The sequence below is a fragment of the Mycobacterium sp. 134 genome (assembly GCF_048282715.1).
In the GTDB taxonomy this organism is placed as follows: Bacteria; Actinomycetota; Actinomycetes; order Mycobacteriales; family Mycobacteriaceae; genus Mycobacterium; species Mycobacterium septicum.
Map to the genome: position 1 here is coordinate 38,253 of NZ_JBLVUN010000008.1, position 14,090 is coordinate 52,342.

Here is a 14,090-nt window from a genome sequence, read left to right on the forward strand (position 1 = left end):
CCGATGCGGCTGAGCCCGGAGGAACGCGAGCGGGTGTTCGCCGCGGTCGCCGACGGGCGACGCTCGATCGCCACCCTGATCGAAGGGCTCGATGCAGACCAATTGGCCACGCCGAGCCTGTGCGCCGGATGGGACGTCAAAACCGTTGCGGCGCACCTGGTCAGCGATTTCACCGACGGGTTCTGGGGCTTTCTGGCCAGCGGTGTCCGCCATGGCAGCATCGACCGGGGGATCGACGCGCTGGCGCGTAGCCGGGCGCAAGCGTCCGCCGCCGAGATCGCCGAGACGCTGCGCAGTCGAGCCGACCATCGCCTGAGTCCGCCCATTACCGGGCCGCTGTCAGGACTGACCGACGTGCTGGTACACGGTGCCGACATGCGGATACCGCTGGGACTTCCGCATCACCCGGACCCGCAGCATGTCGCGCGGGTACTCGATTTCCTCACCAGTCGAACGCAGATGGGCTTCTTCCCGCACCGGCGCCTGCGCGGTATCGCGCTGCACGACGAGGACACCGGGCGCACGTGGGGTGACGGCCAGGTCATTGCCGGTCCCGGAGTCGCGCTGATGCTGGCGGTGTGCGGACGTACCGTCGCGTTCGACCGCCTGTCCGGCCCTGGACTTGCTGTCCTGGACTCTCGCCTGCGATAGCGGACCGAGCTCTCGACCACGCATTTCGTTGCGTTTTCGTCCGGCGGTCGAGGTTTGCTCCTTAAGCTGACCACGACCACCAGATCCTGTGGCCATTCGAAAACCTCGAAAGGCCGGACGATGACAGCTGCCAATAGGTTTCCGACACGTGTACCGCGGTCACGTGTTCGATGGCCTTGGGAAATGGGTCGGGTCAGCGGGTGGCCGAAGGTTGCATTGGTCAACTTCGGGAGGCAGCGATGCTGACAAAAATATTCCGGAAGGTCTGGCTGCCGATCGCCATCGTGGTTGCCCTGTCCGTCGGCTTTCTCACGGTGTCGCACCTGAGGACCATCTTCGGCGCGCATCCAGTGCTGGTGACACCGATCGGCGCTGACACCGCGGAGAAGTTCAATCCCAAGGTGGTCACCTATGAGGTGTACGGCTCGGGTGGTACGGCGGTGATCAACTACAAGGACCTTGACGGAAATCCACAGCGCGCCGGAACCGTGGGGCTGCCCTGGAGCTTGACGTTGACGACCACGGCCCCCTCGGCGTCGCCGAACATCCTGGCCCAGACCGACGGTGACAGCATCGGTTGCCGGATCACCGTCGACGACGTCGTCAAGGACGAGAGGACGGCTACCGGAGTGAACGCACAAACCTTCTGCCTGGTGAAGGCAGCATGAGCGCGCCGGTGGACGACGCCCCGACCGCTCCCGTTCCGGGCCCGCGTCACAAGTCGCGGCCCGTCATTCCCCGGTTCATCCGGATCTTCGCTGTCCCGATCATCGTGGTCTGGATCGCCTTGATCGCAATACTCAACACCGTCGTGCCCCAACTTGAGGAAGTGGGCAAGATGCGGTCGGTGTCGATGAGTCCCAACGATGCGCCGTCGATGATCGCCATCAAACGTATCGGCACGAAATTCGAGGAATACCGCAGCAGTAGCTCGGTGATGATCGTGATCGAGGGGCAGGACAAGTTGGGTGCCGACGCGCACGCCTACTACGACAAGATGATCCGCGACCTGCGCGCCGACACCAAACACGTAGAGCACGTACAGGACCTGTGGGGCGACTCGTTCACGGCGGCGGGCGCTCAGAGCGTCGACGGCAAGGCCGCGTATGTCCAGGTCTACCTCGCGGGCGATCAGGGCGAGGCATTGGCCAATGAATCGGTGGACGCCGTTCGTCAGATCGCCGAGGAGAGCCCGGCACCGCCGGGGGTCAAGGCCTACGTGACGGGCGCGGCGGCGACGAGCTCGGATCAGAACAGGATCGGCGACCAGAGCATGCGGATGATCGAGATGGTCACCTTCGGGGTCATCGTCGTCATGCTGTTGGTGATCTACCGCTCCGTGACCACCACGCTCCTCCTGTGCGTACTGCTCATCGCCGGACTGGCGGGTGCCAGTGGGCTGGTCGCATTCCTGGGCTACTACAACGTCTTTGGCCTGACAACCTTCGCGACCAACATGGTGGTGACCCTGGCCATCGCCGCGGTAACCGACTACGGGATCTTCCTGGTCGGTCGATATCACGAGGCGCGCCGGGCCGGCGAGGATCGAGAATCGGCGTACTACACCATGTTTGAAGGGACTGCCCACGTCGTACTGGCCTCCGGTCTGACCATCGCGGGCGCCACCTTCTGCCTGCACTTCACCCGGTTGCCCTACTTCCAGACGATGGGCTACCCCTTGGCCGTCGGTATGGCGTTCGTTGTCGCGACAGCCCTGACGTTCGGAACCGCACTCATCTCGATAGCCAGCCGGTGGGGCAAGTTCCTGGAGCCGCGCGGGAAGTCGAAGGCCAGAGGATGGCGCCGGGTCGGCACCGCGGCAGTCCGCTGGCCTGGCCCGCTGCTGGTGTTCGCGGTGTCGGCGTGCCTGCTCGGTCTGCTCGCGCTGCCCGGTTATCACACCATCTACAACGATCGGAGATATCTGCCCCCTGATGTGTCGGCGAATGTCGGTTACGCGGCCGCGACCAGACACTTCTCCGAGGCCAGGATGAACCCCGACGTGATGATGATCGAGACCGACCACGATCTGCGGAATCCAGCTGACTTCCTGGTGATCAACAAGATCGCGAAGGCGCTGGCGCAGGTGCCGGGTATCGCCCAGGTGCAGACCATCACCCGCCCCGATGGCAAACCCATTGAGCACTCGACGATCCCGTACACACTCAGCCAGAGCGGCACCGGCCAGATCATGGGCAACGACTACCAGCAGGGCGTCATCGCCAACATCCTGGCCCAGGCCGGCGAGATGCAGACCTCCATCGACACGATGCAGAAGATGCAGTCCATCACCCAGCAGATGGCTGCGGTCACCCACAGCATGGTGCAGAAGACGAAGAAGACGTCGACGGATACCAATGAGGTCCGCGACCACATTGCCGACTTTGATGACTTCTTCCGGCCGCTCCGAAACTACTTCTATTGGGAGCCACATTGTTTCGATATCCCGGTGTGCTGGGCGTTGCGGTCGATATTCGACACTCTCGACGGAATCAACACGTTGTCCGACGACATTCAGGATCTCGTACCCGACCTGGAGCGCCTGGACGCCCTGATGCCGCAGCTGGTCGCGTTGATGCCGTCGATGATCCAGTCGATGAAGAACCAGAAGCAGATGATGCTCAATCAGTATCAGGTTCAGAAGACGCAGCAGGACCAAACCATGGCGCAGCAGAAGGACAGCACCGCGATGGGAGAGGCGTTCGACAAAGCCCAGAACGATGATTCGTTCTACATCCCCCCGGAAGCCTTCGAAACCAACGATTTTCAGCGTGGCATGAAGCTGATGATGTCGCCGGATGGAAAGGCCGTGCGGTTCACCATCATTCATGAAGGCGACCCGCTGACGCCCGAAGGCACGGCCCGTTCCGAGCTGCTCAAGAACGCTGCGGCCGCGGCCATCAGGGGAACACCGTGGGAGGGATCCTCGGTCTACCTCGGCGGTACCGCGGCGATGTTCAAGGACATGCAGCAGGGTGCCGACTACGACCTGTTGATCGCGGCAACGGCGGCGCTGATGTTGATCCTCATCATCATGATGATCCTCACCCGGGCTCTGGTGGCCGCGGCTGTCATCGTCAGCACGGTGGTGGTCAGCCTGGCCACCGCCTTCGGGCTCTCCGTGGTGATATGGCAGCACGTCATCGGGATACCGCTGCACTGGATGGTGCTACCGATGTCGGTCATCGTGCTGGTGGCCGTCGGCGCGGACTACAACCTGTTGCTGGTGTCGAGAATGAAAGAGGAAATCCACGCCGGGCTGAAGACCGGCACCATTCGCGCCATGGGCGGCAGCGGCCCGGTGGTCACCGCCGCCGGGCTGGTGTTCGCGTTCACCATGGCGTCGATGGCAGTGAGCAAGCTGATCGTCATCGGCCAGGTCGGCACCACAATCGGCCTCGGCCTGCTCTTCGACACGTTCGTGATCCGGGCATTGATGACACCATCCATCGCCACCCTGCTCGGGCGGTGGTTCTGGTGGCCGCAGCGGGTCCGTCCCCGTCCGCCGCGCTCGCCGTGGCCCAAGCCGATCCAGCGCGATCCGGCCGAGGTGGCGTCGTGACGCGGCGTCAGCGGGTCAGCTGAAGCGGATGTTCATCGTCGCCAGGCCGAAGATCTTCTTGCCGTCGGCCTTTGCGGCGACGATGACGACGCCGGTGCGGGTCTCCGGGTCCAGCGACTTGATCTTGCCGCTGAACTCGATGTCGGCGCCCTCTTTGGCCGACACGATCGCGGGCTGGGACAGCCGCACGGCGTAGCGGGTGACGGCCCCCGGATCGCCCGACCAGGTGGAGACGAATCCGGCACCCAGGCCCATGGTGAGCATTCCGTGTGCGATCACGTCGGGCAGCCCGGCCAGCTTGGCGATGTCCTCGTCCCAGTGGATCGGGTTGGCATCGCCGGCCACGCCGGCATAGTTCACCAGGTCGCCGCGGGACAGTCGGGTGTGGTGCGAGCCGATCTCGTCGCCGACCTTCAGGTCATCGAAGGAGGGGGTGCCCGGCGCGCGGGCGGTGTCCTCGGCGATGCGGATCTCGCCCTCGGGGCGGACGGTCTTCTCGTACTCGTCGTCGCCGATGCCGAAGATGTCGACGTCGTGCATCATGGCCCGCTGTACGGCGGTCTTGATCTCCGGATTGAGATCCTCGGCGGTGACGCCGACGACGGTGGTGTGCAGGGTGTGCACGCGCTCGCCGGCCCTGTCCGTGAAGGTGTTGGTGACGGTGATCATGTCCCGACCGGCGATCCTGCGGACCGACGTCAGCTCGACGTCGACGTGCAGTTCGTCGCCCGCCACGATCGGGCGGTGCTGCTCGAAGACCTCTTCGGTCTGCAGGTAGGTGTCATAACCGACGACGATCGACTCGAACATGCGCCGGTTGCAGGCCATGGCCGGGGTCGAGGTGAAGGTCAGCGGCGCGACCAGGCCCGAGTAGCCCAGGTTCGCGGCGGCGTCGACGTCCCAGTGTGCGGGGTTGTAGTCCTGCACGGCCCGGGCGTACTCGCGGACCTTCTCGCGGCCGACCAGGTAGAGGCCGTCTGCCTCGTAATAGTGGCCGACGCGGGCTTCGAGCGCCGATGCTTCTGGTGCTGCGGTCATGAATTTGCTCAACATTTCTATCGGCCTGTTCGCTGAAGCCGACGAAAGCACACTAACGTCTGACCGCCGTTACGCGTACAACCGGCCGCGATCAGCAGATATGGTGCGGCCATGCCCGGCCTCGACAACCCCGAGATCGTGTCTGCCTACGCGGCCCAGTTCAACCGGTCAGTGCTCGACAGGCACACGGTGGCCTCGCCGCTGGGTCTGTGGCTGCTGTTGGCACTGGTGGGACCGGCGACCGCGGGAGAGCCCCGTCGCCGTCTCGAAGCGGTCCTCGGCACGACGGTCGACGACGCTGCCGCGCGGGCCTGCGCCCTGCTGCGTGACCCGCACCCGGCGGTGTCGGCACTCGCCTCGGTGTGGGACCGCAAGCTGGGGCCGGCGTTCGACGAATGGGCGCGGACGCTGCCCGACGTGGTAGAGCGGGGACCGGTCCCGGATCAGACGCAGGCCGATGCCTGGGCGCGATCCCGGACGAACGGGTTGATCGACCGCTTCCCGCTCCAGCTCGATGAATTGACCAGGTTGGTACTCGCATCCGCGCTCGCCACCGACATCAGCTGGGAGGAACCGCTCGGCACCACGAACGAACTGGGCGGGTCGTTCGGCGAACGGATACGCACGGCGTTGACGTTCCGGGACGGAATCCATCTGGTGGTCGACACCGATGCAGCGGGTCTGGTGGCGGTGGCCGCACCGCCTTCGTCGTCGGCGCTCGACGTCTTCACCGTCATTGCGGAGCCCGGCGTCGCGCCCCACGATGTCGACGCCGCGGCACACCAGGTGGCGGCGATGCTGCGCGGCGATGATCGCGCCGCCCGCCGGGTCCCGATCGAAGAGCTGACCGACGGGCACGCGTGGACCGTGACGGAGCGACGGGAACGCCGGGTCGGTGATCCGGGCGTACACGCCGAGTGGCGCAGTTACCTGCCGGCCTGGTCGGCGACGGGCGACCACGATCTCGACAACGCACCTGGGGTGGCCCCGGTGTTCGACACGATCACCGGCTTCGCGAGGGCAGAGGATCTGCCGGTGGAACTCAGTGCGAGGCAGTCGGCCGTCGCCTCCTATACGCGAGAAGGGTTCAAGGCGGCCGCGGTGACGGCGATCGGCATGGTCGCCGGGTCGGTGCCCCGGTTCCATGAGGTGCTCGTCCGCCGGATCGACGTGCGGTTCAACCGCCCGTTCGCGGTCCTGGCCTGTGCGGGCCGCTACGACGGGCCGGAGCCGTGGCGCGGAGTGCCGATATTCAGCGCGTGGGTCACCGAGCCACAGGAGACGGTCATCGAAGCGGCCGGCCCGCCGCGCCCAGTCGCTGTTCGATGACGGCCAGAGCCCGGGCCGCCCAGTCGATGTTCTCCTCCTCGAACCGGATTCCGCGCAGCAGCGTGAGATACGGACCGATGCGCTCGGACTCGGCCAGGTAGGCGGCTTCGGTGCGGCCGGCCAGCAGGTGGTCCTGCATACGGCGGTAGCGCGCGAGTTTGGCGGTGGCCCATTGCCGGCGTTCGGTGAGCGCGTCGCGGACCGCCTCGATGTTGCCCGAATCCACCGCCTGGACCTGAACCAGGAGATCTTCGCGGATCGCGCCGGGCTTCGGGGGCACCTCGGTGAACTCGAGCAAGGCGTGTCTGCCTTGTTCGGTCAGGGAGTACAGGCGCTTGTTCGGCCGCCGGTCCTGCTCGACGAGCCGCGCGGCGATGAGTCCCTCTGAGGCCATGCGATCCAGTTCGCGGTAGAGCTGTTGGGGCGTGGCCATCCAGAAGTTGGCGACCGACGCGTCGAACCCTTTCGCCAGGTCATAGCCCGATGCCTCGCCGTCGAGGAGCGCGGCCAGGACTGCGTCGCGTAGCGCCATGAGCAGATGTTAGCAGCGAAGTGATTATTCAAAATGTTGACTATTGAAAGGGGTCGCGCCTAGCATCGCCGCTAGTTGACGAATCGGGTATTGGAGGTGGCGTATGCATCCGTTCAGGAAGGCAGTGGAGGCCCGCGACGAGGTCGCGATCGAGGCGCTGTTGGCCGACGACGTGGTGTTCACCAGCCCGGTGGCATTCAAGCCGTATCCGGGCAAGCCCATCACGGCAGCCATCCTGCGCGCCGTCATGCGGGTCTTCGAGGACTTCCGGTACATCCGGGAGATCGCCGACGCATCGGGGCAGGATCACGCCCTGGTCTTCGAGGCCACGGTGGACGGCAAGAAGATCACCGGATGTGACTTCCTGCATCACGATGCCGACGGCAAGATCGACGACTTCATGGTGATGGTCAGGCCGCTGTCGGGTGCGACAGCGCTTTCCGAGGCCATGGCCGCACAGTTCGAGCGGATCAAACAAGAAGCCGCAGAACAGATTCAGCGAGAGTCCGCGCAGGCCTGACCCGGCCCGCTCAGGGCCTGATCAGGGTCCCCGCGTCCGACGCCGCCTTCTGCAGCTCCGGGATCGTCATGTCGGCGTAGTCGGCGTTGACCGGACCCGACGGGTTCCCCAGCCACGGCACCACCCCGGGGTCCGGGGTGACGCCCAGGTGGTAGGCCTGGACGCCGGGCAGGTGGTACTGCAGGAAGTTGACCAGGATGTCGACGACGAAGATGGCGCCGCCGATCGGTCCGGTGCTCAACAGCGCTGCCGAGTTCATCAGCGGGATGGCGGCGTCGGGATTGCCGATCATCACGATCGCGCCGTAGTGCGGCTTGCTTCCTCCGCCGGGCACGTACTCGGGCATGAACGGCTGCAGTCCGGGCAGGTCCGTGGAGAAGTAGGCCGCAGTGTCGCCGTAGGTCAGGACGTTGACGAATCCGGAGTCGGCGCCGTTGCCCGGCACCGTGGTGTTGAGCCCGGGGCTCTCGAAACCGATTCCCCCCACGCCCGTCTGCTGTGCCACGTATGCGGCTTCCCATCCGCCGAGTGAGTGGCCGGTGACAAAGATGTCTTCCTTGCGGTAGCCCTGCGCGATAGCGGCGGCCTCCACCTCCTGCTGGAAGTCCACCGCGTCGTAGAAAGCCTGGGGCGGTGTGTCGGTAAAGATCACCTGGGTGTCCGCGATCACCTGGGAGATCGCGATCAGCGGGTTGTGCAGCAGGTTCGTGCCACCTGTCGTCCCCTGGTAGGCGATGATGATCTGGCCTTCCGGCGTCACCCACGCCTTGCCGGACATGCCGGTCAGCACATTGGTGGATTCCATCTGCTTGCCGTTGACCACGAACGGTTTCAGGTCGCCCGGGGTGCCGCCCCACACGTATGCGGCCGTCGCGGCGTTGAGGAACTGCGAGACCGTCGGGGTCTTGCCGGTGGTGGGCCCGTTGTATGTCATCGTCGGCGGTACCGGTTGCACGGCAGGCGTTTTGGTCAGCCCCAGCTGGCCTTCGATCTCACGGAACGCCGCGAAGAGGGCGTCGTTGATCGGTGCGAAATTGATCGGGCTCTTCGGACCGTTGGCGGACACGGTGATGTCCAGCACCTGCAGCACCGTGTTGACGATGCGCCCGGGCAGCTCGGCGATCTTGGCGATGGGCGACAGCGGCTCCGGAGGGTTCGGAGTCGTCTTGGTCGTGGTGGTTACCGCGGCGACCTTCGCGGTCAGGGGGTTCGCGTTCGCGGCGGTGGCGGGGGCGGTCCGGACGATCGCGGTGAGATCCGGCAGCGTGGCCTTGATCGCCGGAGCTTGAACCAATGCCGGAGCCAGTGCCGGAGCCGATGCCTGCGCCCGCGACGGCGTGGCGCCCGGGAGCGGGGACGACGTGATCGCGGCCGAGCGTTTCGCGGTGGCTGGTGACGAGAAGTCGGAGTTGGCGAGCTGCGTGCCATCGGGCCGGACCGGAGCGGCCGGCTTGATGTCGCGGAGTTTCCCGCGGACGAAGTCGGCGATCGACTCCAGCTGCGGCGCTGACGAATTCGGCTTGGAGGTGGTGGGGGACTGTACGGCCGATGTGTCGTCGTCATCGTCCGACGAGGCCGACGAGGGGGACGTGGTGTCGGCGGTTGGGGTCTTCTTCGGCGACGACGGAGATGTCCGGCTCGGTCGGATACCGCGGCGGTCGGCCGGCTTCTTGGGACCGTGGCCGGTTCCCGCGCTCGAATGGCTCGACGACTGACCCGATGTGCCCGACGAGCCCGACGACCCGGGATCCGCCCAGGCCACCGGATGTCCGCTGGCGCCGGCGATGCCGACACCGATGCCGACCGCTATGACGGACAGGCCGTACCGCAGCGGTAGACGTTCGGCGGTTTCCGGGCAGCGTGAACCGTGCGCCATTATCGATGTCCCCCTTGACATTCCGCGATGGTGTCCGGATCTGCCGGTGACGGGAATGCCAGCCGCCGCGAACACATGCCGGGCCAATATATGACATCGGCCGATGTCATTCAGGCGTTTTGCTCAGCTCGGTCGGCGCTGCAGAATTTCCGATTCGGACCGGCCCCGGCCCGTCGTAGGGTCGGGTATGGGTTCACTCAGGGGTGTCGTCGGGGTAACTGTCAGCGTCGTGTCAGCCGCCGTGTTGTCCGCGGGGTGCAGCACGACCACGGGTACACCCGTGGCGCAAACCACCAGTGCCACAGCGTCCTCGTGGGAGACGACCGAACCGACTCGCGCGACGACGGAGTCGCCGAAGGCGGCAGAGCCGACCGGCGCACCGGTCGGTACGGCGGTCATGAAGGTCACCGGAGGCACTGCCCCGGTGACCATCCGCTACCGCATCAACGGCGGTGCGGAGCAGACCGAGACGAATGTGATGCTGCCATGGGAGAAGCAGTACTCCGTCTACGACAAACTCGAATCGGAGGTCGCCGCGGACGCCGGGAGCACCTCGCTGACCTGCACGATCACGATGGACGGCGACAAACTCGTGTCGTTCAAGACGGAAGTGAAGCCCGTGTGCAGCTTCTCCTACTGGGGTTAGCACTTGACGACATACAACCGATCGGTTGTATGTTGGTGTGGTGACCGAGAGCGACGAGGACAAGGCCGACGCCCTGTTCCACGCGCTCGCCGACCGGACCAGGCGAGACATCATGCGCCGGGTCCTGGCGGGGGAGCACTCGGTCTCCGTGCTCGCGGCGAAGTACGACATGAGCTTCGCCGCAGTGCAAAAGCACGTCGCCGTGCTGGAGAAGGCCGGGCTGATCACCAAGCGACGCAACGGTCGTGAGCAGCTGGCCAGCGGTGACGTGGAGGCGGTGCGGTCGGTGGCGTCCATGTTGACTGAGCTGGAACAGGTTTGGCGTGGCCGCATCGCACGCATCGATGAGCTGATCGCATCCGATCCCAAGGAGGACTGAACCATGCCCGTTACCGACGTCCAACACGACCTCGACAATCTGACGCTGACGATCACTGCCGACTTCGCGGCACCGGTGCAGCGCATCTGGCAGGTCTACGCCGACCCGCGTCAGCTGGAGAAGGTCTGGGGGCCACCGACTTACCCGGCGACCGTGGTCGACCACAGCCTCACTCCCGGTGGCCGCGTCACCTACTTCATGACCGGCCCGGAGGGCGACAAGCACGCGGGGTACTGGGCGGTCACGGCCGTCGACGAGCCGTCGAGCTTCTCGTTCGACGACGGGTTCGCCGACGAGGACTTCAACCCGAACCCGGAGATGCCGGTGTCCAAGAACGTCTACACCTTCGCCGAACACAACGGTGGCACGCGGGCGATCTACGTGAGCACCTACGCGTCCGCCGATGCGCTTCAGCAGGTGTTGGACATGGGCGTGGTCGAGGGCGCCTCGTTGGCGATCAACCAGATCGACGAGCTGATCCGGGGGTGACGCGTCCGCTTCACGGATAGGGCAGTGGTGAGGCGTCCCGCGATTTCATCAGGTGTTCCATGAGCTGGATCTCCTGCGTTTGCTCGTTGACCATGGCCAGGGCTGTTCGCCGGACCGCTTCGTTGGAGCCATCGCGGGTTTCGTCGAAGGCCATCTCGGCGCCGCCCTGGTGGTGGCGGGTCATCAACTGGAGAAACAAGGCTTCGTTGGTGCGGCCGGTGGCGTGCTTGAGGCGGCCCAGTTCATCTGGGGACGCCATGCCCATCTGCATGCCGGTGTGCTGTCCGGCGTCATCGTGATGAGACATGCCGTGCCCGTCGGCCGGTGGTGGCACCGTGGGGTTGAGGGGCTGACCCGCCAGCTGCAACCACCCGATCATGGTGCCGACCTCTGCCTGCTGCTGAAGTCGGATTTGGTCTGCGAGCGTGCGTATTTCGGGCGCGGCGTCCGCACTGAGCAGGTCGCAGATGGTGATCGCCTGCTGATGGTGGGTCATCATCATCTGCGCAAAGCTCACGTCGGCCTCAGACATCAGTGGCGGTGCGCTGCCCTGCCGGTGGGATTCGGCGAATGCACCGAGGAACGCAGCCGCGGCGATGACGACGGTGGCACCGAATATTCGGGCGGGCAGCGTTGCACTCATCGTGGCGGGTAGACGGTCGGGTCCAGCTTCAGGGTCATGAATCCGTTGTCCGAACACGTCACGTAGAGCAGGTTTCCCCGGAACTCCGGCGGTGACATGCACCAGTCCGCGGAGAAATCGGCCGGCTGGCCCCAGTCCGGACGGTTGCCCAGAACGATGTCGGACAGCTGGATCTTCCCGTCGAGAGCGGCCCGTCCCACTCCGAAAATTCCGGTCAGTGGCGGGGTGGCAAGAACCGAAAGGTTGTAGACGTGAATCGAATTGGGCAGGTCTTCGTACTTCTTGTCGGACTGTGCCGGTGGGTTGAAGTAGGCGAGTTCGGTGATGTGCTCGGGGTCACGGATGTCGAAGATCCGGATACCCGACTGGATCCACCCGCAGGCCAGAGCCGTCGGATCGTCTTGCCGGTCCACGGAGCAGTAGTGCGAGTCGTAGGCGAAGACGCCGTTGAACCCGCCGCTGCTCGTCCAGTTGTCCATGTGCTCGGGCAGATTGATCTCGAGTTTGATGATGTTGCGCAGCTTGAGGTCTGCGGGATCGGAAACGTCGAACAGTTTGACGCCTCCGGAACCGAGTTCGTCGATGGTGAAGATGTGCGGTACGCCTCGGTAGGTGACGTAGACGCTGTGCTGAGCTTCCTGCCCGTCCACCCAGGCCTTGTGGCTGTAGGCCGGAAGCAGTTGGTGCATGGTGAAATCAGGCGCGACCCGGTCCTGCACAGCCGAGGTGTCGAGCACCGTCAATCCGCTGAACTGCGACATGTACATGGTCCGGCCGTCTGGTGCGAAACCCATGCCGTGCGAGGCCCAGCCGACCGGCGCGCTCCACACCACATGCGGAGCGGTCGGATCAGTGATGTCCACCGCACTGTTCCAGATGATGCCCCCGGCCCAGTAGGTATTGCCGTCCGGCGAGAAGCTGCCCTCATGGGTCAGCATCGGGATCCGTACGCCAGGAAGGGAACCGGCGCCCTCGTTGAGCAGCCGGGGGTGCCGGCAATCCTGCGAGATGTCGTAGATGGAGATGTAGCCGCCGCCGAACAACAGGGGAACTCCGGTGCCGACCAGTAGCCCCCGGCCCGCGTGCACCTTCAGCGACTCCCAGGTGCCGCCGACCATCGCGGGCTCGGTGAGCAGATCGGCCTGGACGGGGTGGGCAGGATCGGATGCGTCGATCACCTGGACGCCGTTGGTGTACGGCCAGGTAGAGCCGACGTAGGTGCAGTTCTTGTACGAAGCACTCGTGATGCCGGCGCCGGTGCCCTGGTACTGACCCACCAGGTCGATGTTGCAGTTGTAGCCCTGCGCGCTGCGGTGCGACTCCCGGTCTGCGACGGGCACCTCGCCCTGCAGTCCGGTTTCGACCCGGTCGCCCGGTCGGCATTGCGCCTTGTCGACCGCGGTCGGCCAGATGTCGAAACGCGTGTCGTATCCCGGCGGAAGCCCGGCGTGGGCCGCTGCGGATGGACCCAGTCCGGCGATGGCCACGAGAAGCGCGACGCATACCGCGCGGAGGAGGTTGTCCAGCATCGATCGCATCATGGCATTGCGGAGAGCTGTTGCGGACAAAAACTGTCAGATTCTGACAGTTTTTCGATCGGGTGGCGCAGCTGCGCCCGTGGGTGCCGGCCTACCGGTGCCGCCCGGTCGCCGCCGCCACGGGGCGTGACTCGGCCGCGGCCTCCTCGGCGTCGCGATCGGGTGCCAGCATCACGGCGGTGATCGGGACGCCGAGCGCGAGCAGGCCGATCACGAAGACCGGGAACAGGAACGAGAACACTTCGGGCCCACCGGGAACCGGCATTGTGTGATCGACATTCACCCGCACCGCGGCCATGCCGGTGTAATGCATGCCGACGACCGCCACGCCCATCACCAGCCCGGCCACGAAACGGAGTCCGCGTGATTCGAGGACGAGCGTGAACCACAGCGCCGCTGTGGCCGCCACCACGGCGATCACGAAGGACAGGACGACGAGAGTGGTGTCGTAGGTCATCGTGCCCTGCATCTGGACCGCCCACATGCCGGTGTAGTGCATCACCGCGACCGCCAGACCGGTGATCACGCCGCCGGCCAGCAGCCGGCGCAGATCGAAGTCCCGGCCGATGGTGATCAGCCCGACGAACACCGCGGCGATCGCGATCACGGCCGACGCGACCGTCCAGCCGAGGTTGTACCGCACCATGCTGCTGGGGATCGCGAAGCCGAGCATCGCGATGAAGTGCATGAGCCAGATGCCGACGCCGCCGATGGCGATCGAGGCCATGAGCAGCCATCGGAGCCGGTCACGTCCGCTCGTCGCGGTGGCGCCGCAACGAGTGCAGGCCAGGCCGACGACCGAGCCGGTCACCGAGACGATGTACGCCAGGAACAGCAGCCAGAGGCCCATGTCGAAGTGATGTACTTGGTGGTTCATGACGGGATCC

Annotated in this window: 14 protein-coding genes; 8 read left to right on the forward strand and 6 right to left on the reverse strand. The window is 65.5% G+C overall.

What is annotated here, in order from left to right:
- Positions 1-3 precede the first annotated feature (3 nt).
- The 3 genes from ACNQVK_RS05000 (at position 4) to ACNQVK_RS05010 (ending at position 4,213) form a co-directional block, all read left to right on the forward strand.
- Complete coding sequence (locus ACNQVK_RS05000; protein ID WP_418028639.1) at positions 4-651, forward strand: maleylpyruvate isomerase family mycothiol-dependent enzyme; 648 nt, start codon at positions 4-6, stop codon at positions 649-651.
- Positions 652-893: 242 nt separating this feature from the next.
- Positions 894-1,319, forward strand: a complete 426-nt coding sequence (locus ACNQVK_RS05005) for an MmpS family transport accessory protein (protein WP_418033964.1) — start codon at positions 894-896, stop codon at positions 1,317-1,319.
- A complete protein-coding gene (locus ACNQVK_RS05010) occupies positions 1,316-4,213 on the forward strand; it encodes an RND family transporter (protein ID WP_418028640.1) in 2,898 nt (965 codons plus the stop codon). Before ACNQVK_RS05005 ends, ACNQVK_RS05010 begins: the two co-directional genes overlap by 4 nt.
- Before the next feature lie 15 nt (positions 4,214-4,228).
- Here the strand turns inward: ACNQVK_RS05010 and ACNQVK_RS05015 are convergent, their stop codons facing one another.
- Positions 4,229-5,251: a fused (3R)-hydroxyacyl-ACP dehydratase subunits HadA/HadB gene (locus ACNQVK_RS05015; protein WP_418028641.1), complete on the reverse strand. Its 1,023-nt coding sequence runs from the start codon at positions 5,249-5,251 to the stop codon at positions 4,229-4,231.
- Positions 5,252-5,362: 111 nt separating this feature from the next.
- On the opposite strand from ACNQVK_RS05015, the gene ACNQVK_RS05020 reads away from it, so the two are divergent.
- Positions 5,363-6,580 (forward strand): hypothetical protein, encoded by a 1,218-nt coding sequence (locus ACNQVK_RS05020; protein WP_418034592.1) that lies wholly within the window; start codon positions 5,363-5,365, stop codon positions 6,578-6,580.
- Here the strand turns inward: ACNQVK_RS05020 and ACNQVK_RS05025 are convergent.
- Positions 6,537-7,112, reverse strand: coding sequence for a PadR family transcriptional regulator (locus tag ACNQVK_RS05025; protein ID WP_418028642.1), 576 nt, complete (start codon positions 7,110-7,112; stop codon positions 6,537-6,539). The two genes, ACNQVK_RS05020 and ACNQVK_RS05025, sit on opposite strands and share 44 nt — an antisense overlap.
- A gap of 103 nt (positions 7,113-7,215) precedes the next feature.
- Between ACNQVK_RS05025 and ACNQVK_RS05030 the strand changes: the two genes are divergently transcribed.
- On the forward strand, positions 7,216-7,632 hold the full coding sequence (locus ACNQVK_RS05030) for a nuclear transport factor 2 family protein (protein ID WP_276130298.1): 417 nt from the start codon (positions 7,216-7,218) through the stop codon (positions 7,630-7,632).
- 10 nt (positions 7,633-7,642) lie between these two features.
- On the opposite strand, the gene ACNQVK_RS05035 is transcribed toward ACNQVK_RS05030, so the two are convergent.
- On the reverse strand, positions 7,643-9,508 hold the full coding sequence (locus tag ACNQVK_RS05035) for a hypothetical protein (RefSeq protein ID WP_418028643.1): 1,866 nt from the start codon (positions 9,506-9,508) through the stop codon (positions 7,643-7,645).
- Between the two features lie 280 nt (positions 9,509-9,788).
- On the opposite strand from ACNQVK_RS05035, the gene ACNQVK_RS05040 reads away from it, so the two are divergent.
- The 3 genes from ACNQVK_RS05040 to ACNQVK_RS05050 are packed head-to-tail and all read left to right on the forward strand — an operon-like array spanning position 9,789 to position 11,022.
- Positions 9,789-10,154: a hypothetical protein gene (locus tag ACNQVK_RS05040; RefSeq protein WP_418028644.1), complete on the forward strand. Its 366-nt coding sequence runs from the start codon at positions 9,789-9,791 to the stop codon at positions 10,152-10,154.
- Between the two features lie 40 nt (positions 10,155-10,194).
- A complete protein-coding gene (locus ACNQVK_RS05045; protein WP_211156685.1) occupies positions 10,195-10,533 on the forward strand; it encodes an ArsR/SmtB family transcription factor in 339 nt (112 codons plus the stop codon).
- Between the two features lie 3 nt (positions 10,534-10,536).
- Positions 10,537-11,022, forward strand: a complete 486-nt coding sequence (locus tag ACNQVK_RS05050; protein ID WP_409551835.1) for an SRPBCC family protein — start codon at positions 10,537-10,539, stop codon at positions 11,020-11,022.
- A gap of 10 nt (positions 11,023-11,032) precedes the next feature.
- Here ACNQVK_RS05050 and ACNQVK_RS05055 read toward each other — a convergent pair whose 3' ends face one another.
- The 3 genes from ACNQVK_RS05055 to ACNQVK_RS05065 form a co-directional block, all read right to left on the reverse strand.
- On the reverse strand, positions 11,033-11,665 hold the full coding sequence (locus ACNQVK_RS05055) for a DUF305 domain-containing protein (protein WP_418028645.1): 633 nt from the start codon (positions 11,663-11,665) through the stop codon (positions 11,033-11,035).
- A complete protein-coding gene (locus ACNQVK_RS05060) occupies positions 11,662-13,194 on the reverse strand; it encodes an LVIVD repeat-containing protein (RefSeq protein ID WP_418028646.1) in 1,533 nt (510 codons plus the stop codon). Before ACNQVK_RS05060 ends, ACNQVK_RS05055 begins: the two co-directional genes overlap by 4 nt.
- A gap of 100 nt (positions 13,195-13,294) precedes the next feature.
- Positions 13,295-14,080, reverse strand: a complete 786-nt coding sequence (locus ACNQVK_RS05065; RefSeq protein WP_418028647.1) for an MHYT domain-containing protein — start codon at positions 14,078-14,080, stop codon at positions 13,295-13,297.
- Positions 14,081-14,090: the final 10 nt, after the last annotated feature.

Coding starts and splice junctions, on each gene's coding strand:
- ACNQVK_RS05025 (WP_418028642.1), bottom strand. CDS start 7,112: ATGGCGCTACGCGACGCAGTCCTGGCCGCGCTCCTCGACGGCGAGGCA.
- ACNQVK_RS05035 (WP_418028643.1), bottom strand. CDS start 9,508: ATGGCGCACGGTTCACGCTGCCCGGAAACCGCCGAACGTCTACCGCTG.
- ACNQVK_RS05010 (WP_418028640.1), top strand. CDS start 1,316: ATGAGCGCGCCGGTGGACGACGCCCCGACCGCTCCCGTTCCGGGCCCG.
- ACNQVK_RS05030 (WP_276130298.1), top strand. CDS start 7,216: ATGCATCCGTTCAGGAAGGCAGTGGAGGCCCGCGACGAGGTCGCGATC.
- ACNQVK_RS05020 (WP_418034592.1), top strand. CDS start 5,363: ATGCCCGGCCTCGACAACCCCGAGATCGTGTCTGCCTACGCGGCCCAG.
- ACNQVK_RS05000 (WP_418028639.1), top strand. CDS start 4: ATGCGGCTGAGCCCGGAGGAACGCGAGCGGGTGTTCGCCGCGGTCGCC.
- ACNQVK_RS05050 (WP_409551835.1), top strand. CDS start 10,537: ATGCCCGTTACCGACGTCCAACACGACCTCGACAATCTGACGCTGACG.
- ACNQVK_RS05015 (WP_418028641.1), bottom strand. CDS start 5,251: ATGACCGCAGCACCAGAAGCATCGGCGCTCGAAGCCCGCGTCGGCCAC.
- ACNQVK_RS05055 (WP_418028645.1), bottom strand. CDS start 11,665: ATGAGTGCAACGCTGCCCGCCCGAATATTCGGTGCCACCGTCGTCATC.
- ACNQVK_RS05060 (WP_418028646.1), bottom strand. CDS start 13,194: ATGCTGGACAACCTCCTCCGCGCGGTATGCGTCGCGCTTCTCGTGGCC.
- ACNQVK_RS05065 (WP_418028647.1), bottom strand. CDS start 14,080: ATGAACCACCAAGTACATCACTTCGACATGGGCCTCTGGCTGCTGTTC.